A 23,167-nucleotide genomic window follows, 5' to 3' on the forward strand; every position below is an offset into this window, starting at 1 on the left:
TTCCGATTTAGTTTTTTAAGATTAAAAGTGAGAAACCATGTTTTTAGATTTAACCGATAATAGCAACCACTCTGTTTATAGCTACTTAGTAGGCGGTATAAGCCCAAGACCGATTGCGTGGGTAAGCACGTTAAGTGAAGAGGGGGTTGCTAATATTGCGCCTTATTCGTTTTTTACTGTTGCTAGTTGTAACCCGCCGGTTTTAAGCGTAACGCAGGTAAACCCTCGCGATAATGCAAATAAAGATACGTTAAATAATTTACTCGCTACCAAAGAGTGCGTAGTTAATATTGTTAGCCATTCGCTTGTTGAACAAATGAACCAAAGCTGCGCTAACTATCCACGTGACGTGAGTGAGTTTGATGCTGCAAATATACAGCGTACCCCCAGCCAATTAGTCAGTGTGCCAAGTGCTGCTGCGTCAAAAGTGCGCTATGAATGTAAGTTGCGAGAGGTGATTACTATTTCAGATGAGCCAAGCGGTGGGCAAATGATGCTGTTAGATGTAGTGGGTATTTTTCTCGACGACACCGTTTTAGTGAACGGATATATTGATCCAACGCGTTTAGATGCGGTGGGTAAAATGGGCGGCGATTATTTTAGTACCACGAAAGACAAATTTGCACTAAAGCGCCCACAGTTATAAAGCAATGTTGGTAACCTATTATTCGGTTTGTGGTAAAAAGAATGCACTTATAGCACCCAAAAAACCAAGGGTGCTGTAAAGTAAAATTAGCTCAGCGGTTGATAAAAAAGCCTCGAGTAAACCTATACTACCCAGAAGTAGTAATAACACCCCAATTACCGTGTTACTTACCGATACATAATCGGTGCGTTTATTGCCCTCAGCCATATCAACAAGGTAAGTTTTTCGCCCTAAACGCACGCCTTGGTGTGCAACTGAGAGTAAAAAATACAATATAGGCATAACCCACCAATTTAGCAGTAGTGCGCTATACCAAGTGGCAATAACAAATACGGCTAAGCCATTAAATGTGACTAATATAGCGCTAAGCACTAAAACACGCTGGCTAGATAAATCACTGAGCCTGCCCCAAATAGGCGCCGAGACTAAACTAGCAAAGCCAGAAACGGCAATAAAAGTGGCAAGCAGAGAAAATTCAAAAGACTGTTTACTGGCTAAAACTATATAAAAAGGGGCACTTAGAGCTGAGCATAAAAGTAGCGCACGGGTAACAACAAAATGGGCAAATTGTTTATCTTTATAAAGCAGCTTAAGTTTAGAAAACGCATGCAGCAAGCCATTTTCACCGCCATCGGTTGCCCCTTTATATTCATTTATTTGGCTGTAAAAAAAAGCCGCGATCACCCACATTATTGCACCGAGTGCTAAGGCTATAATGACGGTGTTTTGATCTTTTTGTTGTGAAAAAAACCACATGAGCAAGCCAAACGTTAAGGTGGCAAAACCGGCAATACTGGCAGCTAAGCCACTAATATTACCGCGCTGTTGCTTAGGAATAACTTTTCCAAGCACATCTTTTGCGGCCACCGAGTTAAACCCTCTAGCTAAGCTAAATAAAATTAATAAACCAATAATGGCGTAACCCGCAAGCTTGCCCTCAAGTGTAAACGCGACACCAACCATAGCCAAAATACATAAAGACTGCACAATAGCGCCAATAACCCACACCCATTTACGAATAGGCAATTGGCGGATAAAGCCAGCAATAGCTAACTGTGGCAGCAGTGAACCCGACTCTCTAATAGGTACTAGCCAAGCAATAAAACTCGCTGGCACGTTTAAGCTTTGCATTAACCACGGCAGCGTTATTTTGGGATTGAGTAGCGCATCAGCAAACTTACTAAACAGTTGGCTTAGCAGTAAAGTAATAAAATTACCGGGGACTTCTTGGCATGCGTTATCGTCAATGGCCTTACACGCGCGAGCATCTTCTTCGTTATTTAAGCGTTTATAAATTTGCTCTTTTGTTAGTTTTTTCACTCTATTTTACCGCTGTATAAGTACAAATATTTATATATATTAAGATGATATGGTTAACATATCTACTTTACTCATTGTTTTTAAGCTCATATGGCAACCACTTTAGAAGTTTTTTAAATAATATGTCTTGCGCAATGGGCTTAGAAATATAGTCGTTCATTCCAACCTGTAAGCACTTAGCTTTATCGCCCACCATAGCGTTTGCTGTCATAGCAATAATAGTAATTGGGGGATTTTTACTTCCAGCTTCATTTACTCTTATATGGGTTGTGGCTTGGTAACCATCCATCACTGGCATTTGGCAATCCATTAAAATGAGTGAGTACGGGTTATGGGAAGTTGTTTGTTTTAAATATTCGAGCGCGTGCTGGCCATTTTCTGCAATATCAATGCTATTAATTCCTATTTTTTTAAGCGTGGTAGAGGCGACGATTTGATTAATGTTGTTATCTTCAACCAGTAAAATACGAATGTTTTTGTCCCACACAATATCATCGCTCGACAAAGGCTGAGTGTCAGATAAATCCTCAGTAATGAGGCTGCTATTACTATGCTGTTTATCGCTAAAGCAGGTCGATAGCATCTTAAAAAGATTTTGTGTGATTATGGGCTTTGTAACAATGGCTGAAAACCGAGACGCTTGATATAAATCGCGCTGTTTATTTAGCTCACCCGTGGTCATTAAAACAACATGCGCAGCCATAAGATCTACTTCTTTATCAAGGGTTTTACTTAAGGTTAAAGCATCGCCGTCACTTAGCTGCATATCAATCATAATTAAATCAAAACAAAGGTTTTGTTTTTCGATATATTGCTGACATATTTGCACAGCCTGCTTTGCGGATGGGCTGATTACGGCTGTTGCTCCCCATTTAGTAAACTGCTTGTGTAAGATAGAAGATTGAGTTTGATTGCTGCACACAATTAAAATATTTAACGATGACATATCTACAGGGGGTAATACTTTTTGTGGGTTTTTACTGCGTTTTAGAACAACATTAAAGCTAAAGTTACTGCCCTTATTTTCTTTAGATTGTACCTGTATATCACCTTCCATTAGGTGGCATAACTTTTTAACAATCGCTAAGCCCAAGCCCGTGCCTCCATATTTTCGTGTTGTTGAAGAGTCAACTTGAGAGAATGATTTAAATAGCTTGGCTTGTTGGGCTGCAGAAATACCAATCCCAGAGTCTATTACTTGGCAGTTAAAACGCATTTGATTATTGTTAATCGGTGTGAGTTTAGCAATAACTTGCACTTCACCTTTATGAGTAAATTTAAGCGCATTATTTACTAAGTTTGTTAAAATTTGTTTGAGGCGTCCGGCGTCACCAATGACAAAAGCGTATTCAAGGTGCTCTATATCTAGCATTAACGGAATATTTTTACTGTGGGCATGAATTGCTATTGTTTCGATAAAATCGTCGAGCATGTTACAAAGGTTAAACTCTAACTCCTCAAGCTCAAGCTTACCGGCATCCACTTTTGAAAAGTCTAAAATATCGTTAATAATATTTAATAAGGAGTTTGCACTATTGAGTGCAATGCTTACCTGATGGTGTTGTTTTTCATTTAATGAGCTATCTAAAATCAAATTAAGCATGCCTAATACGCCATTCATAGGCGTGCGAATTTCATGACTCATTGCTGCTAAAAACTCGCTTTTGGCAATGTTAGCCTGTTCAGCCGCCGCTTTTGCTTCAATTAATAATTGATTCGCTGCTTTTTGCTCAGTGATATCTTGCTGAATTCCCACGTAAGCTGTGAGTTGTTGCTGCTCGTTAAAAACAGGCGAGATTTGTAGGCTATTCCAAAATTCCGTGCCATCTTTTTTATAATTTAGTATTTCTATACGTTGAGTTTTTAATGTTTTTATTGCATTAGTAATAATATCTATTGCGTTCTTATCGGTGTTTGGCCCTTGAAGTAAGCTGCAATTTATTCCTAGCATTTCCTCTTTACTATAGCCTGTTATTTTTTCAAATTCAGAGTTTAAAAAGACTAAAGGAAAGCCTTGCACACTCGCATCGGCTATAGAAATACCCACATTACACGATTCGATTGCCTGCGCTAATAAATCATTTTGCTCTTTTGCTTGTTTTAATGCTTTTTGAGAACGTTTTTGCTCAGTAATGTCAGTTACAGAGCCTGCCATTCTAATTGCTTTATTATGCTCATTGCGCAGTGCCATCCCTTTTACTGTAAAATAACGATAAGCGCCTGATTTAGTCTTTAATCTATAATCGTAATTAAAGGGAATGTTGCTAATTAAGTGATTTGCTATTTGCTTTTTATGCTTGGTTATATCATCAGGGTGAAGTAACTTATAAAGTGCATCAGCACAGTGAGGCAAAGCGTTTTTATCGTTTTCGTCGTAGCCAAGCAATACGCTAATACGGGGAGAAAAATATACTTCATTTGTAACAATATCCCAATCCCAAATACCATCATTACTGCCCTTAACCGCCAGTTCGTAACGCGCTTCACTTTGCTTTATCGCTTCTCTTGAGGATTCTAAAAGCTTAAACGGGTTTAGTAGTAAGTGCCGACCAAATACAAACAGGAATAACGACGATAAAGCCATACTTACAATAATTGATATAGCAATATCGATTATGAAGCGAGTAGTTTTAGCAGCAATTAAATTGGCAGTAATGTAGTAGTTTAATGTTATATCTGTATTGCCAATGAGGTTTTGGTTAATACTGACATACTCGTCACCTTGATTTAAATTAGAATAATAAACCCATGGGCCTGCTAAAGTCAGTCCATGGCTTTCACGGTCAAAGTCGGTCGGTAGTAACTGGGTCATTGGCGTATTAAATTGCACCATAAGCACGCCCTCAGTAAAGTTATTATATTTTATAGGCACCGCAATGGTGAATAGGTCGGTATTGGTTGGCTTATTTAATATCACCGCCTTTTCTGTTTGCTCTTCAAGTAAGCTATTTATCCATGGTTGCTCAATTATACTCAGCTCGTTAAGCGAAGGGTCGTTACTAAAAACCACCTCTTTTAATACGTTTATAATCGTTATTTTTTCGGTGCTACCCATTATTTTATATTGAAAAAGGTAATCTTGGAGTAGCGCTTTTGAGGTGTCTGAACCCATTATGGCGTTAGATAAAATAGGTTGACGAGCAAGGTCATTAAGAATTTGTGTTCTTGTTTCTAAAAATAGTGTGAGGTAGCTGGTGGTGAGTTTAGATTCAATCTCAAGACTTTTACTTTACAAATCATAGATAGCTGTATTTGCACGATGACCAACAAACAGTAAAGAAATAGTCACTGATAATATTAAGCTCAATGCTAAAAAAGTATAAAAAGCATTATTTGTTGAGAGCTTAAATTTTTTATTTATTAATGCTCGCATTACTCAATATTGCCTATTGGGTTTTCGATAATGTGTATTTTTCCATCTGGCTGATAATTTGCCATGCATAAATCGTCAAAACCAAGTGCTTCGTGGGCATCAATATTATTAGCTGACCACACAGCAAAAGGATGTTGGTATTGTTTTATTAAGCCATTAACTGGCATGGTTAAGTTCTCAAGCGCATTTTTAATTTTTGCTCTGTTGTGCCCTGTATTATCGGTTAAAGTTATTTGTGATATGCCCTGTAACAATAGTTTTGTTAAGTCGTAGGCATGAATAAATCCAGCCGGAGAAATTAACTCAGTGGGTGCTACAGGGGTAGGCTTGAGGGATAAGCTTTGTGCTATAACATTTTTAGTTAAAGCGGTTTGCGGCGTTTTTAAAAATGAAAAACAGCTTTGTATAAAATGTAAGCTCAAGTTTGATTTTATGGCTTGCTCAACGTTGGCAAAAATACCCCCACCCGTTATTCCCCAATGACTAACAATAGGAAGGCGTTCATTTTTGGCAAAACTTGCCATCGCATTTATAAATACAGCCCCCTCAATGGCATTTCCAACAAATAAAATACACTCTGCAGGTGTATTTTTTATTTGATGTAGCATTAATTTGGCGTTATTTATTTTTGTGTTCCAGTTAAACCATTTTACTTGTGGTTTTATATCACCAAAGGCCTTAAGCATGGTGTTGTTGTTTGATTTTCCCCATGGCGTGTCTTCTAAAAGTAAGAGCGGATTTTTGCAATTTAGAGTTTGCGTTGCAAATTGGGCCATTCTATAACCGGCTTTTGTATCATCTACCGAGAGCCTAAATACCCAGTTATCATCGCTAGGGTATCGGGTAATAGACCCTCCGGCAGCCCAAGGCAGTAGTAGTAATAGTTTGTTTTTATTGATGAACTCTCTATTTTTTATATAGGGCGGGGAGTGCAATCCACCAATAAAAACCAGTGCATTGGGGTCTTTTAGAAACTGCTGCATGTGCAATAAGCTGCGATTCGCATTACCTCGGTTGTCTTTTTCAATCAGTGTGAGCTGATAATCTTGCACGTTATTATTAATCTCTGCTAAAGCAGTCAGCACCCCCATCTTCATTGCATAGGCCGATTCGTAATGGTTTGAATAGTCTGAGTCATGGTAGAGCGTTAATGTTTTCAGATCTTCGCTGCGTGCACTTAAAGGAAATGCTGCAATATAAAGTACACTTAAGAGGAGTACACAAACCAAAGATCGCATAATAAACTTTATGTTAGTAATTTTTATTAAAGTTAGTCCATTTTGGCGTGTTTTCCTGTTTTAAAAGGAAATTATTTAATTTTTTATAAAATATGAAACTGAAATATGATTCAGTGTTTTTTTATTAATGGACATAAAAAAGCCAGCTAAGCAGCTGGCTTATTGAACTGTTTTGACTTTTATTTAAAGTCTTGGGCCGTGTGGCGCTCTGCCATTTGCTCTTCTTCCGGGCCCCACGTACGATTAACGCGACGACCTCGTTTTACGCCTGGGCGTGCAGCCACTTGTTTAGCCCAACGAACCACATGGGTATAAGATGCAACATCTAAAAACTCTGCCGCGTCGTATAGGTCACCTAAAACCAGTGAGCCATACCACGGCCAAATAGCAATGTCGGCAATTGAATATTCACTGCCTGCCATGTATTCATTGTCACTTAAATGGCGGTTTAGTACATCAAGCTGGCGCTTAGTTTCCATGGTAAAGCGGTCAATCGGGTATTGCATTTTACTCGGTGCATAACTGTAAAAGTGGCCAAACCCACCGCCTAAGTAAGGTGCTGAGCCCATTTGCCAAAATAGCCAGTTACGACACTCTGTTTTGGCTTTGAGATCGTTAGGAATAAAGGCATCAAATTTTTCGCCTAAGTATTGTAAAATAGCACCTGACTCAAATATGCGTGTTGGCGGTGTGGTTGAATGATCCATCAGCGCGGGTATTTTTGAGTTCGGGTTGATATCAACAAAGTCAGAGCCAAACTGATCGCCTTCACCAATATTAATTAAATACGCATCGTATTCGGCATCGGTTAAGCCAAGCTCTAAAAGCTCTTCAAACATAATACTAACTTTTTGGCCATTGGGTGTTGCCAGCGAATAAAGCTGAAATGGATGTTCGCCAATCGGTAATGTTTTGTCATGAGTAGCGCCTGCAATGGGGCGATTTATACTAGCAAATTTACCACCACTTTCATTGTCCCATGTCCATACTTTAGGCGGGATGTATTCGTTGTTTTCACTCATAAATAACCTCTATCTTTATTAAACGCGTGTTTTAGTTGTTGCTTGCTGATTTTTTAATTTATCTGCTTTTGCTAGTTTATAACCTAAAAACAATCCACTTAATGCACCAAAAAAATGGCTCTCAAACGAGATATGAAAACGCTGCGGTAATACGCCCCAGATAAAGCCACTGTATAAAAATGCTACGATAATAGCGATGAAAATCGATTTAAATGAACGTCTTACAATGCCATAGCATAAAATAAAGCCCCACAAACCATAGATGACACCGCTTAGACCCACATGAATATTACTGCGGGCAAACATCCAAACTAATAAGCCACCTACTAAAGCGGTGAATATAAATACACTATAAAAGCGCTGTACGCTGTACTGGCAAATTAACCAGCTTAATACAGCAAATGGCAACATATTACTGGCAAAATGCCACCAGCTACCGTGTAAAAAGGGAGCACAAAGAATACCAACCAACCCTTGAATACTTCTGGGATAAATACCTAAACCGTTTAAATTAATGCCAGGTAGGCTATTAATAAGCTGCAATACAAAACAAATAATAATAATGCTAAAAATAGCAAAGCGGGTACTGGTAATAAGTGAAAGCGTGTTTGGTTTAGTGGCCATAGTGTGATCCTAATTTACCGAAAGTGTTGCCAGTATAGGAATTGTATAAGGTAATGAAAAGCAATTAAAAAAGCACAGCATAAAATGCTGTGCTGATTTGAGTTGTTGGCTGCTATTAACCTAGTTTAGTTAATAGCTTTTTAGCTGCAAGTTCTGAGCTTGCTGGGTTTTGACCGGTGATCAATAAACCATCTTCAAGAGCAAGCACGCCCCAGTCGTCGGTTTTTTGGTAATCGCCACCTTTTTTGATAAGTTCGTCTTCAACTAAAAATGGAACAATGTCAGTAAGTTGTACAGCAGCTTCTTCGCTGTTAGTAAAGCCCGTTACTTTTTTACCGGCGACTAATGCATTGCCATCAGCGTCTTTAACATTTAAAAATACCGCACTTGCATGACACACGCCAGCGACTGGCTTTTGCTCTTTAATAAAGCTTTCAATGAGCGATACAGAATCGGTGTTATCGACTAAATCCCATAAAGGGCCGTGACCACCAGGGTAGAATACGGCGTCATAATCAGAAGAGTTTACTTCGCTTAAAACTTTGGTATTTGCCATCAGTGTTTGTGCACCACTGTCTGCATCGTAACGTTTGGTTGCCTCAGTTTGAAAATCAGCAAGTGTACTAGTTGGGTCAATCGGTGGCTGACCGCCGTTTGGAGAAGCCAATGTCACTTCAATACCTGCATCAACAAATGCGTAATAAGGGGCTGCAAATTCTTCTACCCAAAAACCAGTTTTTTCGCCTGTGTTACCAAGCTCTGCATGTGATGTAAGAACCATTAGTATTTTTTTAGCCATGTAAGGTATTCCTTATGATGATTTAAATTAATTAATCTTGCTTGATAAATACTATATGCACTAAGAGAGCTTTAAACAACGATGATAAATTTAACTTAATTGATTCAATAATTGATACAATAAGAGGGTTGAAGTTAAAACCGCATTGGAGCACCTATGAAAGTCTCGTTTGAACAGTTAAAAAGCATGGTGGTATTTGCACAAATTGTAGAGCAGGGCAGCTTAACTGCAGCGGCAAAACAATTAGGGCTGACCCGTGCTGTAGCGAGTTATCACTTAAAAAAATTAGAAACACAGCTCGAAGTGACGCTACTTAACCGTTCTACCCGCACCATGGCGCTAACCGAAGCCGGAATGGCCTATTATGAGCGTTGCCGTGTTATTACAGAGCAAGCTAATGCCGCTAATCAGCAAATAGAAAATATAAAAAGTGAACCTCAAGGGCTATTAAAAATAAGTTGCCCTGTAAATGTAGGGATGCAGTTAATTGTACCGGCAATAAATACCTTTAAACGTCAGTACCCTAAAATTGATATAGATTTACAGCTCACGGATGACGTTGTGGATATTATTAAGCACGGGTTTGATTTTGCAATTAGAGGGGTTGCACTGCGCGATTCGAACTTACAAGCCACTAAGCTCACCACTATGAGTACCTGTATTTGTGGTGCGCCCGATTATTTTGCGCATTTTGGTAAACCCACCACACCCGATGAGTTGGCAAAGCATCAATGGGTGGTTTATCAATTAAGCAGTAAAACGCTGACCTTACAAAAAGAAGGCAAAAAGGTCGATATTACAATGCAAGGTAGTTTAAGCACCAATAACGCAGCTGCACGCACTGCGTTTGTAGAGGCGGGGCATGGTATTGGTCGTATTCCACTTTACGATGCATGGCCAAAAGTACAAGCGGGTTTGCTGCAAATTATACTTGATGATTATAAAAGCAAAGACATTGAACTTTATGGGGTGTTCCCGCCTGGGGCGGCGGGCTCTAAAAAACTGCGTTTGTTTATTGATTATTTAAAAGCGTATTTTGTAAAGCAACATACCGCATTAGGTATGCTTAAATAATAGCGCTTAAAGCACTCGGTTAAACAAAGCAACGGCTTGTTGATACATGGTGATAGCAAGTGCTGCGTCGTACCGCTCGCCTTCATCACGCATAAAGGCATGTTGCGCGTTCACTTCTTGCCATTGGTAATTAATACCCGTACTAACCGCTTGTTGATAAATTTTGTCGCGACCTTGTTGTGGCACATGGGGGTCTTGTTTTCCCCAAATAAAGTGGATTTCACCTTGTATATCGGCCATACGTTCAAATGAATTATTCCCTTTATGTGCGGGAAGAGTATCGCTATGAATATCAGTGGCATATAAGCAAAAAGCGGCTTTTATTGCGGGGTTTAATGCGGCCCTATAAGCTAAATGCCCACCAATACAAACACCCATTGCACCCACAGAGCCAGTACAATAATCGTGTGTTTGTACAAAGTCGATTAACGCTTGGGTATCGCTGTCGTGAGATTCAAGCGGTTTTGCCCATTTATCGTTATTGCCTTTATCTTTACCCGCATCATCATAAGCAAGCACTGTCCCGATAGGGTTAAGTTCATGAAATACTTCTGGCACAAGTACCACAAAACCATGGCTTGCTAAAATAGCAGCGCTGCGAGCAATCGGTGCGGTTTGCTGAAAAATCTCAGAGTAAAAAATAATGGCTGGGAATTGCCCGTGAGCGTGTGGGCGATAAACCGTGGTGCGCATTAAACCCGTTGGGGTAGGCAAGTCAGCATGGTGGTGTTGGATGATCATAAAAGCGCTCAATTAAATAATATATAAAATATATGGTAACTGAGCGCGATAAAATAAACACGTCTTAAAGTTTAAATACTTGCAGGCATGTTATTACAACTAGCATAGTAACTTACGGTTGCTGGCCAATCGGAAAAGATACCCATTACACCTACGTCTTGCGCTAACACATCAACCACAGTGAACATATCGCCATCGTTATCTATAACATCACTAATTGACTGATAATAATAACCGCCACCTTGTTTTAGAGGGCCTGAGCGCTCAAGACTCCATGCAATGATATTAAGCCCCGCGGCTTTAGCGTCAATGGCATACTGTGAGGGGACAATATTACTGTTGTTATCTATGCTTAATAGCATCCATATGGGTGGCGCAATAATTTTAACGCCGTCGTTTACGAGCTCTGCCATACTTGGCTGCCATGTTGCAGCGTTGTTTGGATCAAACCCTACATTGCTGTCGCGCCCATCTAAATAGACACTCTGCGCTGCAAATTCAGGATTAGTATTAATCCAATATTCTACGTCGGCTAAATTAAATGATTGCGGATACACTCGCGAGGCGGGTACTTCCATTTGCGTGTATTCATCCAGCATTTTTTGTGCGTATTGCGTTTGGGTCATACCGTTAAAAGGCATACTTACTTGAGGGGATTTAAGCTCTGGGGTCATTTTTACTCCCAGCTCTTTAAAGAGTGCAATACTTTGTTTGTGGGTCATGAGTGTACCAGAGGTGGCGTATAAGTCAGTGCGCCAACTGGGTGTACCTTTCATGTAATCGCTAACATTGGTGGCACTGGTGTTTGCGCCATCCATCTTGCCCTCAAGAGTTAAAAATTCTGCCAAACTAATATCACTGGTACAACATTTAGCTGAAGCAGGCGTGCCACTGTTAGAGTTTGCTGGGGTAAATGGTTCACTGCATTTAGCAGCCAATGTTGGAATGGCTAAAATATTGGTGGTGGTGTGCAAGTCGCACTGAGAATGACGACATACTAGCTCTTTATCATTGGTAAAGGTTACATCGCATTCGACAACACCTGCTCCCATACGAGCGGCTGCAATATAAGATTCTTTAGTGTGTTCTGGGTATTGCATGGGAGCACCACGGTGACCAATTGAAAAATCAGTACGGTAAAAAGGACCTTCCTTGCACGATTCTAATTTTGTTTTTAGTGCGCTGCTAGCCATATCGTCAACTAGGTAGTCTGGGCGAGTACCTAGTTGAATATTAGTGCCTTGTGCTACTTCTACAATAACTGGGGTAGGTACTTCAACAATTTCAACCTCAGTGTTGGTAACAACCACTTCTTTTTCGACTATTTTTACATCGTCATCACAGCCAGTAAGTGAGCTTAATAATAAAAAAGTTGTCAGAAAAGGTATGCGCTTCATTATTTGTCCTTAAAAATAAAAGTGGACGCTACCTTACTAATTATTAATGACAATTTCACTACAGAGTGATTAATTTGCTGATTTAGTCATTATTTGGTTTACCACTAAGGCAACCAGCATCACTCCCCCGCCAATGCTTAATCTAAGTAGGTCAGCGTCTCGATTCCAAATAAGCACATTAACAATTATACCGGCAGGAATAAGTAAGTTGTTCATCACCGCCAGCGCACCAACATTGACAAGCGTCGCGCCTTTATTCCACATAAAGTAGCCTAAACCAGAGGCCACAATACCTAAATAAATCAGTATGCCCCATTGAGTTGAGGTACTTGGTAATTTGTTAAGATCACCAAATAAGGCGTAACAGGCGCTTGCAACAATTAGTGCGCCAATAAAAAACCAACCAAATACGGTTTTATCATCGAGTTGTTTATTAAGCATTAATCGTTTGTAGGTTACTTGGCCGATGGCAAAACTAATATTAGCGCCTTGAACCAGTAATAATCCGACTAAAAAGTTACTGTCTAAGTTTTCATAACGAATGGTAATAGCACCTAGTACGGCAATAAACGCAACGATAAAAAACTGCGGATTAAACTGTTTATTTAGCGCATCGTTTAAAAGCGTAATGTAAAGCGGGGTCATTACAGTAAATAACAGCACCTCAGGCACACTTAAAAACAAAAATGAGTGGTAATAAAAGCCATACATAACCCCCAGTTGCAGTGCGCCTATCAGCATGAGTTTACATGCAAGGGGGGTGGGGATTTTCTTTAAAAAAGGCAAAAATACTAACGCTGCTAAAGCAACACGAATTAACACACTAAACCATGCGTCAACTTGGCCTGCTAAATACACACCAATTAAACTAAACGAAAACGCCCAAAGAAGGGTAACTGCAAATAAATAACCCATAACACTCATCTTGTCTTAAGTAATGGTGTCAGTTTATCTGTTATATATTGTTCTATAAACAATAAAAGCCCGCAAGCGGGCTTTTATATCAGTTGATTAAAAATATTAATTAATCAACTAAACCACGGCGCTTAAGCAGGGCGTCAGTGGTTGGTTTTTGGCCTCTAAACTCAATGTAGCTTTGCATTAAGTCACGGCTATTACCTTTTGATAGGATCTCTTTACGGAACTTATCGCCATTTTCGCGCGTTAAGCCACCGTTGTTTTCCATGTGAGCAAACGCATCGGCTGCAAATACTTCAGTCCACAGGTAAGCGTAGTAACCTGCTGAGTAACCACCTGCAAACGTATGGCTAAAGTAGTTTGATTTATAACGCGGCGGAACAGGGTAGTAATCAATACCATGTGCCTTTAATGCGTCACTTTCAAACTGCTGTACGTCAGTTATTTTCTTATCAGAACCAAATGAATGCCACTCCATATCCAGTAGTGCTGCTGCTAAATATTCAGTGGTACCAAAACCTTGGTTGAACTTTTGCGACTCAAGTACTTTATCAAGTAGTGCTTGAGGAATTGGCTCTCCAGTTTTGTAATGTTTAGCGTAGTTAGCAAGTACCGTTGGTTCAATCATCCAATCTTCGTGTGCTTGTGATGGAAATTCAACAAAGTCACGTGCTGTTGCAGTACCTGCTAGGCTTGGGTATTTAACGTCAGAGAATAAACCGTGTGCCGCATGACCAAACTCGTGGAACATAGTTGATACTTCGTCAAACGTCATGAGCGTTGGCTCGCCTTCAGCCGGCTTTGGAATGTTTTGTGCGTTGTAAATAACAGGTTTAGTGCCTTTTAAGCCGCTTTGGCTTACGTATGCACTCATCCATGCACCACCACGCTTACCTTCACGTGCATATGGGTCCATGTAAAATAAACCAATGGCGCTGCCATCGGCGTTAAATACTTCAAATGCCATTACATCGTCGTGGTAAACCGGCAGGTCTTTACGCTCTTTAAAGGTAATACCGTAAAGTTTTTCCATAGCGAAGAACAGGCCGTTATGGATAACCGACTGCATTTCAAAATAAGGCTTAACTAAGGCTGGATCTAGGTCGTATTTCTCAGCGCGTACTTTTTCTGCGTAGAAAGACCAATCCCATGGTTTAAGTTCAAAGTTTTCACCCGAATCATTAATTACTTTTTGAATTGCTTGTGCTTCTGCTTTCGCTTTTTCAACGGCTTTTGGCGCTAAGTCATCTAAAATGCCGTACACGTTATCAGTAGTTTGCGCCATGCGTGAAGTCATTACATAAGAAGCCCAATCTTTAAAGCCTAACAGTTCTGCTTTTTGTGCGCGCAGGTTAGTTTCTTTAATAATGATAGGGCCATTTGTTTTAGCAGCACGATTGGTTGATGCTTTAAAAATTTGCTCACGTAGTTCGCGATTTTCAAGGCTTGCTAAAATAGGTTGTTGCGTGGTGTTAACTAAGGTGATCATGTAGCCATCTTTGCCTGCTTTTTTAGCAGCGGCTGCAAGACCGGCAATTTCACCTTCAGATAAACCCGCTAATTTGCTTTTATCTGTTACTAAAATGACATCTTCTTTAAACGATTTTAATACGTTTTGAGAAAACTCAGTTGATAGTTTTGCAAGCTCTGCGTTGATTTCACGCATTTTTGCTTTTTCAGCATCGTTTAATTTTGCACCGGCTTTTACAAACTGTTTGTAGTAAAAATCGACTAGGCGTTGATCTTCAGCGCTTAACTTATCTTTATTGTCGTATACCGTTTGTACACGTTTAAACAATGCACCATTTAAATAAATGTCATCAGAGTGAGCCGAGAACACAGGCGCCATTTTTTTATCAATGCGTTGGTACTCATCGTTAGAGATAAGACCTGATAAGTTGTAGAATGCAGCTGATGCGCGGTTTAATAACTCACCAGCAAGTTCCATTTCTACCAAGGTATTTTCAAAAGTAGCTGGTTCTGGATTATTGGCAATTGCCAAAATTTCTGCATTATGTTGTGCAATACCTGCATCAAATGCAGCTTCGTATTCAGTGGTACCAAACTTATCAAACTCAGGAGCCATGTATTGTAATGGGCTTGGTTTAAATAATACATTGCTTGCGTTGATATCTTGCACTTGTGCTGTGCTTTGTTGTTTTGTTTCTTGGGTGCTTTCAGAAGAACAGGCAGATAATAAAAGTGCACTAGCAATCGTAGTGGCAATCAGTGTTTTACGCATAATAACTCCATAAAAAATAGTAGCCGAAATAGGCTTTTCGAGTCGAAAACCCAGTTAACTTACCAAATTTTGACTTATATACAACAAAGTTTATCGATTTAAAGCGGGATTTAAACGCAAATTAGGTGATAAAAACTCGGTATGTAAATAAAAAAGTAGAAAAATACAGCAATTATGCAATTAGCTTTAAATTTGTTGCTGCGTATTTAAGCTAACCGCATGCTAAACTTGGGGTATTATTAGCGCATAAAAATAATCGTTTGTGTGCGACCTTACACATGGAAAATCAATGAACTTAGAACAAATTAATCACATTCTCGCCTTCGTATTGTTTAGCTACAACGACATTCACATTACCGTGGCAAAAGTAATTCAAGTGCCGCTAATTTTGTTTACTATGTGGGTTGTGGTGACTCAGATTGGCAAGTTAATTAAAAAGTCATTACTTGCACGAAAAATGAGCCCAGATGCAGTACATTTATTCACGCGTTTTTATTTTATTTTAAGTATTGCGATTTTACTTTTTACCTCCCTTGAGGTGCTCAACATTCCACTAACCGCATTTGCCTTTGTATCGGGTGCTATTGCCATTGGTGTAGGGTTCGGTGCACAAAATATTATTAATAACTTTATTAGTGGCTGGATATTAATGTGGGAGCGGCCAATCCGTATTGGTGACTTTTTAGAGGTTGGCACTGCAAAAGGGGTGGTTGAAACCATTAATACTCGCTCTACTCGTATTCGCAGGAACGACGGTGTTCATATGCTAATACCCAATAGCCAGTTATTAGAAAACACTGTAACCAACTGGACGCTTATTGACGGTAATGCGCGCTCATCTGTGAGCGTAGGCGTAGCTTATGGCTCTGATGTATTACTAGTTAAAAAGTTAATTCAGCAAGTATTAGATGAACATGAGGCAATATTGGCAACGCCTCAATCAACCGTATTGTTTGATGACTTTGCCGACAGCTCGCTGGTCTTTAATGCTATTTTTTGGGTGTGCGCTGAATCTGAAACTCGCTTAAGACAAGTGCGCAGTGATATTCGCTTTAGTATTTATGAAGTGTTTGAACAACACGATGTGGTGATTGCATTCCCGCAGCGAGATATTCATATTGATGGTGAAATTGCACTGACGCGTTCTTTAGTGAAAAAGTAGTATCTAGAAAGTACCGCTTTATTTAGCTATATTTTTTAACAGCTCATTGTAAGGACATACGTCCGCTTTTTGGCTGTTTAGTTGCTAAAAGTACACTAAAAGTCGGGATAGTGCGCTTAAGTGTTAAAAATAAGTTTATATTTTTAACGCTCAGTATGCGGTAAATTAATTACAGCATGGTATAATCTCGCGCATTCAGTCAGCCTTATTTATGCCGTTTTTGTACTCTCGGTAATAAGGTCCGCGCCGCATAGAGCAAGTCGCGAAAAATTGACTGAATCCGTAATTATGTAATTGCGCAACACATCAACCGTTGAACAAGAGTGCACTAAAAAGGTTAACCCCGACATGAAAGCAATGAAAAGATCTACGTTAGCAACCCTTATCAATGCAACGTTGTTCTCTGCCGTAGCAGGTACTTCAATTTCAGCCCTAGCTGCTGAGCAAGAAACTACTGCTAAGAAGAACCAACTAGAAGTTATTCAAGTAACTGCTCGTAAACGAGTAGAAAACGCTCAAGAAGTACCTGTTGCTGTTTCAGCCCTGCAAGGCGACAGTTTAGATGCTTACAGCTCAGCTGGTATGGATATTCGTTTTATGAATGCGAAAATCCCAAGTTTATCTATTGAATCTTCATTTGGCCGTTCATTCCCACGCTTTTATGTACGTGGTTTAGGTAATACTGATTTCGATTTGAATGCTTCACAGCCTGTGTCACTTGTGGTTGATGAAATTGTACAAGAAAATGCTATTTTAAAAGGTTTCCCTGTATTTGACGTAGCCCGTGTTGAAGTGCTTCGTGGCCCACAAGGTACGTTGTTCGGCCGTAATACGCCTGCTGGTCTAGTTAAATTTGATACCGTTAAACCAAGTCAAGAATTTGAAGGTTATGGCTCTGTATCATATGGTAGCCGTGGCGCAGTTGATTTTGAAGGCGCTGTTGGTGGTTCATTAACAGATCGGTTATCAACACGTGTTTCAGTACTTTGGCAAGATAAAGACGATTACATTGATAATCGTGCACCAGGTTTTGAGCAAAAAGATGCCTTAGGTGGTTACACTGAACAAGCAGCCCGTATTCAATTTTTATATGATGGTGACGATTTCACTGGATTATTTAATTACCATGTTCGTGATTTAGATGGCTCTCCAATTGCCTTTCGTGCTAACACTATCAAGCCTGGCACTAATGACTTAGTTGATGGTTTTGAAAATGATGTGGTTTACCACGATGCCGCATCGCGTGCGACGCAACAAGTGGAATCACAAGGTGCAAGCCTTAAACTTGAGTGGGACTTAGCTAACCACACAGTAACGTCAATCTCTGGTTGGGAAAGTGCAGAAATTTACTCTCGTGCTGACATTGATGGTGGTTACGGTGGATTCTCTATCAATGATGTTCCAGTAGCTATGGGTCCTGGTTTTATTCCTTTTTCTTCAGAAAGTGCTGATGGTATTCCAGACCAAGACCAATACACGCAAGAGTTACGTTTATCAAGCAACTTTGCTGGCGATGTAAATTACCAGGTGGGTGTTTTTTACTTTGATGAAGCACTGACAATTGAAAACTTTAGTTATGATACGGCTAATAATGGCGTATTAAATGGTTTTGTTAGCCAACAGCAAGACACTAAAGCATGGGCTGTGTTTGGCTCAGTTGACTACACCATTACTGATGATTTAAAAGTAACAGCAGGCCTGCGTTACTCTGACGATGAGAAAGAGTTCTCAGCAAATCGTACGCTTAGCCCTGTAGGTGGTGCTGCTACTTACATTGAAAAAAATGTAAGCGATGATCACGTAAGCTGGGATTTATCGGCTAACTACAAAATCAACGATGACGTAAACTGGTATGGTCGTATTGCTAACAGTTTCCGTGCACCGAGTCTTCAAGGTCGTATCTTATTTGGTGATGAAGTAACCGTTGCTGATTCAGAGACTGTTACTTCGTTTGAAACAGGTATTAAATCTGATGTGTTAGATGGCCAAGGCCGTGTTAACGCAACGGTATTTTATTACACCATGGACGACCAACAGCTAACGGCTGTAGGTGGTGGTGCTAACTTTAACCGCTTATTAAATGCTGATAAAACAACTGGCTACGGTTTCGAAATTGATTCTGAGTGGGTGTTAACGGATGAGCTAAATGCCACATTTAACTTAAGCTACAACAAAACCGAGCTTAAAGACAAAGATTTAGCCGTTGCTGTGTGTGCACAATGTACTGTTACTGATCCTACGTTCCAAGTACCAGGCGCATTTGGTCCTGAAGACCGTGCTATTTTAGATGGAAACAGCTTACCGCATGCTCCAGAGTGGATCTCTAACATCACACTTCGTTACACTAAAGAACTCGCTGAAGGTGAATTCTTCACTTACGCTGATGTGTCTTACCGTAGTGAAATTGACTTTTTCTTATATGAATCAGTTGAGTTTGAAGGTAAGCCATTAACAGAAGTAGGCCTACGTGCTGGTTATGCATGGGCACAAGGCGACTACGAATATGAAGTATCAGCATTCGTGCGTAACCTATTTGACGAGCAACAAGCAATTGGTGGTGTTGATTTCAACAACAACACAGCAATGGTTAACGAAGAGCGTTACATTGGTGCTGAATTTAAAGTTAACTTTTTCTAATCGATTAAATTAACGTTAAATTGTATTTAATGACAAAAGCCTACCATGTGTAGGCTTTTTCTATTTTTGTAGAGCTGCTAAAGTAGCGCTCATATGTTTATTAAAGAGAAAAAGTAATGGCTGGATTTTGGAATTACCGTGTAATTTTTTGTGAAGCAACCAAAGATGAAGCGGCGCAATATCAAATACATGAAGTGGAATATAACCTAAATGGTAAAGTAACTAACTGGTCAGAAACGGGTGCAGCGCCGTTTGGTACCACGTTAGATGAACTAAAAGATGATGCTGAGCGCTTAAAAACCGCATTTGAAAAACCCGTACTTAAAGTGATGCGCAAAGCCCGTGGTTACGAGTTAGTTGATGTAAACACCGGTGAAGACGCTTATGCTGAGCCGCCAGCAGGCTTGACTGAGTAACACACATTAATGAAAGGTGCTTAGGCACCTTTTTTAATATTCAGGGCATAGGCTAAACAGCTAAACAGCTAAACAGCTAAACAGCTAAACAACAAGGAGAAAGTATGTCTATTGAAGCGGTATTATTTGATATGGATGGCACGTTAGTTGATTCTGAAAGTGTGCATTATATCTGCTGGAGCCAATTACTTGCGCCTTTTGGTGTACGTTATGACGAAGATGATTTTTGCCAGCGCTTTTCAGGGCGCCCCACGATTGACGCCGCAAAGGAAATAAAACAAACCCATAACTTGTCTGTGAGTAGTCGCTATTTAGCGGATGAAAAATACCGTTTGTTTAGCAAATACGTTAAAACCAATTTACCGCCTTTAATGCCTTATGCTGCAGATATTTTATTCGCGGTTAAAGAGCAAGGCTTAAAAATGGCGTTAGTAACAGGCAGCGCACGCCATGAAGCTGAGCCAATACTAAAAGGATTAGGGTTTTATGATTTATTTGATACGGTGGTTACAAAAGACGATGTAACCAATCCAAAGCCTGCCGGTGATCCTTATTTACTAGCACTTAAAAATATGAAGGTCGCTGCAAAAAATGCGATTGCTGTTGAAGATACCTTCACTGGTGTAACAGCAGCAAACAATGCAGCCTTAGCCGTTGTAGCGATTGCTAATAAGCACACTGAGCAGCACGACTTCAGTAAAGCAACACAGCAAATGCATAACCTTGAAGAATTTTGGCAATGGCTTCAATCTCAACTATAGTTTAAGCCATATTTAAATTTGCAAGGATGCAGTTATGGTTACTATTCAAAGATACCTATTTATTTTTTTTACGCTTTTTAGTGCGAGTTTATTAGCGCAATTGCCGCAGGTGCAACTCGCTGATGTTTATGATGAAACTAAGCATAACGATATTCGCCAATATTTGGTGAGTGAAAAGTTTGACGGCGTTAGAGCAATATGGACGGGGAAACAATTTGTTACCCGCCAAGGTAATCCAATTAATCCTCCTAAGTGGTTTACCGCCCCTATGCCTGATGTTTGGTTAGACGGTGAGTTATGGACCCAGCGGGGTCAATTTTCTGTTCTCAGTGGTATTGTTAGAACAAAAATACCCAACGACTTACTCTGGCAAACAGTGACTTATCAAGTATTTGATATGCCAGATACAAGCACGCCTTTTCATCGTCGCTATCAAAATTACCTGTCACTCATTACTAAGTTAAATAGCTCACATATTAAGGCGGTTAAGCAATATCAATTTAGCGACAATCAGCAACTAAGTGATTACTTTAATGAGATCACCAAACAAGGTGGCGAGGGCGTTATGCTTCATTTAGCAGAGGCTAAGCATACGAGTGGTCGCTCTAGTGCATTGTTAAAACTCAAACCTTATTTGGATGCTGAAGCGCTAGTTATTGAATATTTACCAGGTAAAGGTAAATACACAGGTATGCTCGGGGCATTGCGAGTGCAAACCAAGCAAGGCGTAACCTTTTCTATTGGCACGGGCTTTAGTGATGAAGAACGCAAGCGTCCGCCAGCCATTGGTTCAACAATCACTTATCGATACCACGGATACACTAAAAATGGTTTACCGCGTTTTGCTAGCTTTTTGCGAGAAAGACCCGAAAAATAAAGAGTGTAGGCCAATTCAGTATATATTTTTTAGCAATTATGCTAAATTGCGCGGCCTTTTTGGTAATGTTTGGTGATCTATGTTTGTTGGTTTTGATTATGGTAGTTCTAATTGTGCTATGGGTGTTTTAAACGAAGAGCGTGTTCAGCTCATCCCTTTAGAGCAAGGCAAACATTATCTTCCATCAACTTTATACACACATCATAGCGCCTTAGTCGTTGATTTTGTTGCGCAGCATTTGCAGGGCTCAGAGCATGAGCATGCCTATAAAACCGCGCGCCAACCCTTACTTAATACACTCCCGCGAATTAAATCAGACCTAGACTTACAAGCCGGCGACGACACTCTATTTATTGGCCGTGAGGCAATTAGTGAATATGTACAATTTCCTGAAGAGGGTTATTTTGTAAAATCCCCTAAATCATTTTTTGGCGCAACGGGCTTAAAGCAAGGGCAAATCAATTTTTTTGAAGATATTGCCACAGCAATGATTTTAAAAATAAAACAACGTGCTGAATTATCGTTAGGGTATACGCTGAGCCAAACTGTTATTGGGCGCCCAGTGAATTTTCAAGCGGTCGGTGGTGAGCAGTCAAACCAACAAGCCGTGGGTATTTTAACACGCGCAGCAAACAGAGCGGGCTTTAAAGATGTTGAGTTTTTATATGAGCCACTCGCGGCTGGGATTGATTATGAAAGTGATTTAACGCAAGACCAAAAAGTATTGGTGATTGATATTGGCGGTGGTACCAGTGACTGCTCATTTGTACAAATGGGGCCAAGTTTTAGGAATAAGCAACAACGAGATGCAGACTTTTTAGCGCATAGCGGAAAGCGAGTAGGCGGAAACGATTTAGATATTGCTTTGAGCTACCATGGTTTAATGCCGTTACTCGGGCTTGGCAGTACGTTTAAGTCAGGTTTACCACTACCTAATCAAGCATTTTGGCAAGCTTGTAAAATTAACGATGTGAATTTACAGAGCCAGTTTTATAGTGCCCAGCATTATCGTGAACTCAGTGCGCAGTTACGCGATGTCAGCGCTCCTGAACTTTATAAACGACTTATTCACTTACAGCAAAATAAGCAAGGTCACCAATTAGTTCAACAAGCTGAAGCGGCTAAAATTGCATTAACATCCGCAAATAGTTTTAATTGTGATTTAGCCTTTTTAGATAACTCATTAAGCAAAGATATTTCAGTCGCTGATTTAGCGCTTGCTGTTGACGATAGCATTAGTCAGATTGTTACCTTGGCTAAACAGGCAATTACTGATGCGAATACCACTCCCGATGTGATTTACTTAACGGGAGGAAGTGCACAGTCTCCATTAATTAAAGCGGCGTTGAGTGAGCATTTAGGCAACATAAAAATGGTGAACGGTGATCACTTTGGTAGTGTAACTGCTGGCCTTACTAAATGGGCCAGCATGCTTTATAAGTAAGCTACTATAGAGATATTTGTCGGGTTGCGAGGTACTTTTCGTAATCTGGCAATGTTCGCTCAAGCTCTATATCCATTAATGGTGAGCTAAGTAGCATATCGGCACTCACTTCATTACACGCCACAGGAATATTCCACACAGCAGCTAAACGGAGAAGAGCTTTAACATCAGGATCATGCGGTTGCGAGGCTAAAGGGTCCCAAAAAAAGACTAATACATGTATTTCATGCTCCGCTATTTTCGCCCCGAGTTGTTGATCGCCGCCCATAGGGCCACTTAATAATTGAATAACATCAAGCCCTGTTGTTTTCTCAATTAAATGCCCAGTAGTCCCTGTGCCATATAAAGTGTGTTTACTTAGAGTGGCCTTATGTTTTTCGCACCATAACTTAAGCGCGGCTTTTTTGCCGTCATGTGCTACTAAGGCTATATTTTTTTGCGCAGGTAGAGATTGTATTTTTTGATCCATGCTGATT

The 23,167-nt window shown here is 40.0% G+C and carries 19 protein-coding genes; 8 read left to right on the top strand and 11 right to left on the bottom strand.

Translation table 11 applies throughout. The features are described 5' to 3' along the window. Window positions 1–37 precede the first annotated feature (37 nt). A complete protein-coding gene (locus tag KK487_RS04635; protein WP_013464427.1) occupies window positions 38–646 on the top strand; it encodes a flavin reductase family protein in 609 nt (202 codons plus the stop codon). Between the two features lie 18 nt (window positions 647–664). Here the strand turns inward: KK487_RS04635 and KK487_RS04640 are convergent, their stop codons facing one another. The 6 genes from KK487_RS04640 to KK487_RS04665 form a co-directional block, all read right to left on the bottom strand. Next, a complete protein-coding gene (locus KK487_RS04640; protein WP_013464428.1) occupies window positions 665–1,966 on the bottom strand; it encodes an MFS transporter in 1,302 nt (433 codons plus the stop codon). Between the two features lie 67 nt (window positions 1,967–2,033). Then, entirely contained in the window at window positions 2,034–5,021 is a 2,988-nt protein-coding gene (locus tag KK487_RS04645; RefSeq protein WP_252190552.1) for a PAS domain S-box protein, read from the bottom strand. A 317-nt stretch (window positions 5,022–5,338) separates the two neighbouring features. After that, on the bottom strand, window positions 5,339–6,577 hold the full coding sequence (locus KK487_RS04650; protein WP_128583242.1) for an ABC transporter substrate-binding protein: 1,239 nt from the start codon (window positions 6,575–6,577) through the stop codon (window positions 5,339–5,341). Between the two features lie 179 nt (window positions 6,578–6,756). Next, a complete protein-coding gene (yghU, locus tag KK487_RS04655; RefSeq protein ID WP_128583241.1) occupies window positions 6,757–7,599 on the bottom strand; it encodes a glutathione-dependent disulfide-bond oxidoreductase in 843 nt (280 codons plus the stop codon). An 18-nt stretch (window positions 7,600–7,617) separates the two neighbouring features. Further along, on the bottom strand, window positions 7,618–8,223 hold the full coding sequence (locus tag KK487_RS04660; protein ID WP_024602859.1) for a rhomboid family intramembrane serine protease: 606 nt from the start codon (window positions 8,221–8,223) through the stop codon (window positions 7,618–7,620). A 115-nt stretch (window positions 8,224–8,338) separates the two neighbouring features. Then, window positions 8,339–9,022 (bottom strand): type 1 glutamine amidotransferase domain-containing protein, encoded by a 684-nt coding sequence (locus KK487_RS04665; RefSeq protein ID WP_024602858.1) that lies wholly within the window; start codon window positions 9,020–9,022, stop codon window positions 8,339–8,341. Window positions 9,023–9,178: 156 nt separating this feature from the next. Between KK487_RS04665 and KK487_RS04670 the strand changes: the two genes are divergently transcribed. Further along, window positions 9,179–10,096: a LysR family transcriptional regulator gene (locus tag KK487_RS04670; protein ID WP_024602857.1), complete on the top strand. Its 918-nt coding sequence runs from the start codon at window positions 9,179–9,181 to the stop codon at window positions 10,094–10,096. Between the two features lie 6 nt (window positions 10,097–10,102). Here the strand turns inward: KK487_RS04670 and KK487_RS04675 are convergent, their stop codons facing one another. From KK487_RS04675 to KK487_RS04690, 4 genes are all read right to left on the bottom strand, one after another. Beyond that, window positions 10,103–10,837, bottom strand: a complete 735-nt coding sequence (locus tag KK487_RS04675; RefSeq protein WP_024602856.1) for a dienelactone hydrolase family protein — start codon at window positions 10,835–10,837, stop codon at window positions 10,103–10,105. 71 nt (window positions 10,838–10,908) lie between these two features. Further along, complete coding sequence (locus KK487_RS04680; RefSeq protein WP_024602855.1) at window positions 10,909–12,234, bottom strand: glycerophosphodiester phosphodiesterase family protein; 1,326 nt, start codon at window positions 12,232–12,234, stop codon at window positions 10,909–10,911. A 69-nt stretch (window positions 12,235–12,303) separates the two neighbouring features. Beyond that, window positions 12,304–13,158 carry a carboxylate/amino acid/amine transporter gene (locus KK487_RS04685; protein ID WP_042849415.1) on the bottom strand — a complete coding sequence of 285 codons (855 nt, stop codon included), beginning with the start codon at window positions 13,156–13,158 and terminating at the stop codon, window positions 12,304–12,306. Window positions 13,159–13,258: 100 nt separating this feature from the next. Further along, on the bottom strand, window positions 13,259–15,394 hold the full coding sequence (locus KK487_RS04690) for a M3 family metallopeptidase (protein WP_024602853.1): 2,136 nt from the start codon (window positions 15,392–15,394) through the stop codon (window positions 13,259–13,261). A 289-nt stretch (window positions 15,395–15,683) separates the two neighbouring features. Between KK487_RS04690 and KK487_RS04695 the strand changes: the two genes are divergently transcribed. The 6 genes from KK487_RS04695 to yegD all read left to right on the top strand — a co-directional run bounded on the left by KK487_RS04695 (window position 15,684) and on the right by yegD (window position 22,691). Further along, on the top strand, window positions 15,684–16,556 hold the full coding sequence (locus KK487_RS04695) for a mechanosensitive ion channel family protein (protein ID WP_016899418.1): 873 nt from the start codon (window positions 15,684–15,686) through the stop codon (window positions 16,554–16,556). Window positions 16,557–16,904: 348 nt separating this feature from the next. Continuing rightward, entirely contained in the window at window positions 16,905–19,193 is a 2,289-nt protein-coding gene (locus KK487_RS04700; RefSeq protein ID WP_024602852.1) for a TonB-dependent receptor, read from the top strand. 116 nt (window positions 19,194–19,309) lie between these two features. Further along, window positions 19,310–19,609 (top strand): hypothetical protein, encoded by a 300-nt coding sequence (locus KK487_RS04705; RefSeq protein ID WP_013464441.1) that lies wholly within the window; start codon window positions 19,310–19,312, stop codon window positions 19,607–19,609. A gap of 104 nt (window positions 19,610–19,713) precedes the next feature. Next, window positions 19,714–20,370: an HAD family hydrolase gene (locus KK487_RS04710; protein ID WP_058154351.1), complete on the top strand. Its 657-nt coding sequence runs from the start codon at window positions 19,714–19,716 to the stop codon at window positions 20,368–20,370. 34 nt (window positions 20,371–20,404) lie between these two features. Continuing rightward, the gene (locus tag KK487_RS04715; RefSeq protein ID WP_058154352.1) at window positions 20,405–21,247 is read left to right on the top strand and encodes a DNA ligase; all 843 of its coding nucleotides are present in this window, start codon (window positions 20,405–20,407) and stop codon (window positions 21,245–21,247) included. Between the two features lie 79 nt (window positions 21,248–21,326). Then, window positions 21,327–22,691 (top strand): molecular chaperone, encoded by a 1,365-nt coding sequence (gene yegD / locus KK487_RS04720; protein WP_128583240.1) that lies wholly within the window; start codon window positions 21,327–21,329, stop codon window positions 22,689–22,691. Between the two features lie 4 nt (window positions 22,692–22,695). On the opposite strand, the gene KK487_RS04725 is transcribed toward yegD, so the two are convergent. After that, window positions 22,696–23,160, bottom strand: a complete 465-nt coding sequence (locus KK487_RS04725) for a methylglyoxal synthase (RefSeq protein ID WP_013464445.1) — start codon at window positions 23,158–23,160, stop codon at window positions 22,696–22,698. Window positions 23,161–23,167: the final 7 nt, after the last annotated feature.

It is taken from the genome of Pseudoalteromonas sp. SiA1, assembly GCF_018732205.1.
GTDB lineage: Bacteria > Pseudomonadota > Gammaproteobacteria > Enterobacterales > Alteromonadaceae > Pseudoalteromonas > Pseudoalteromonas tetraodonis.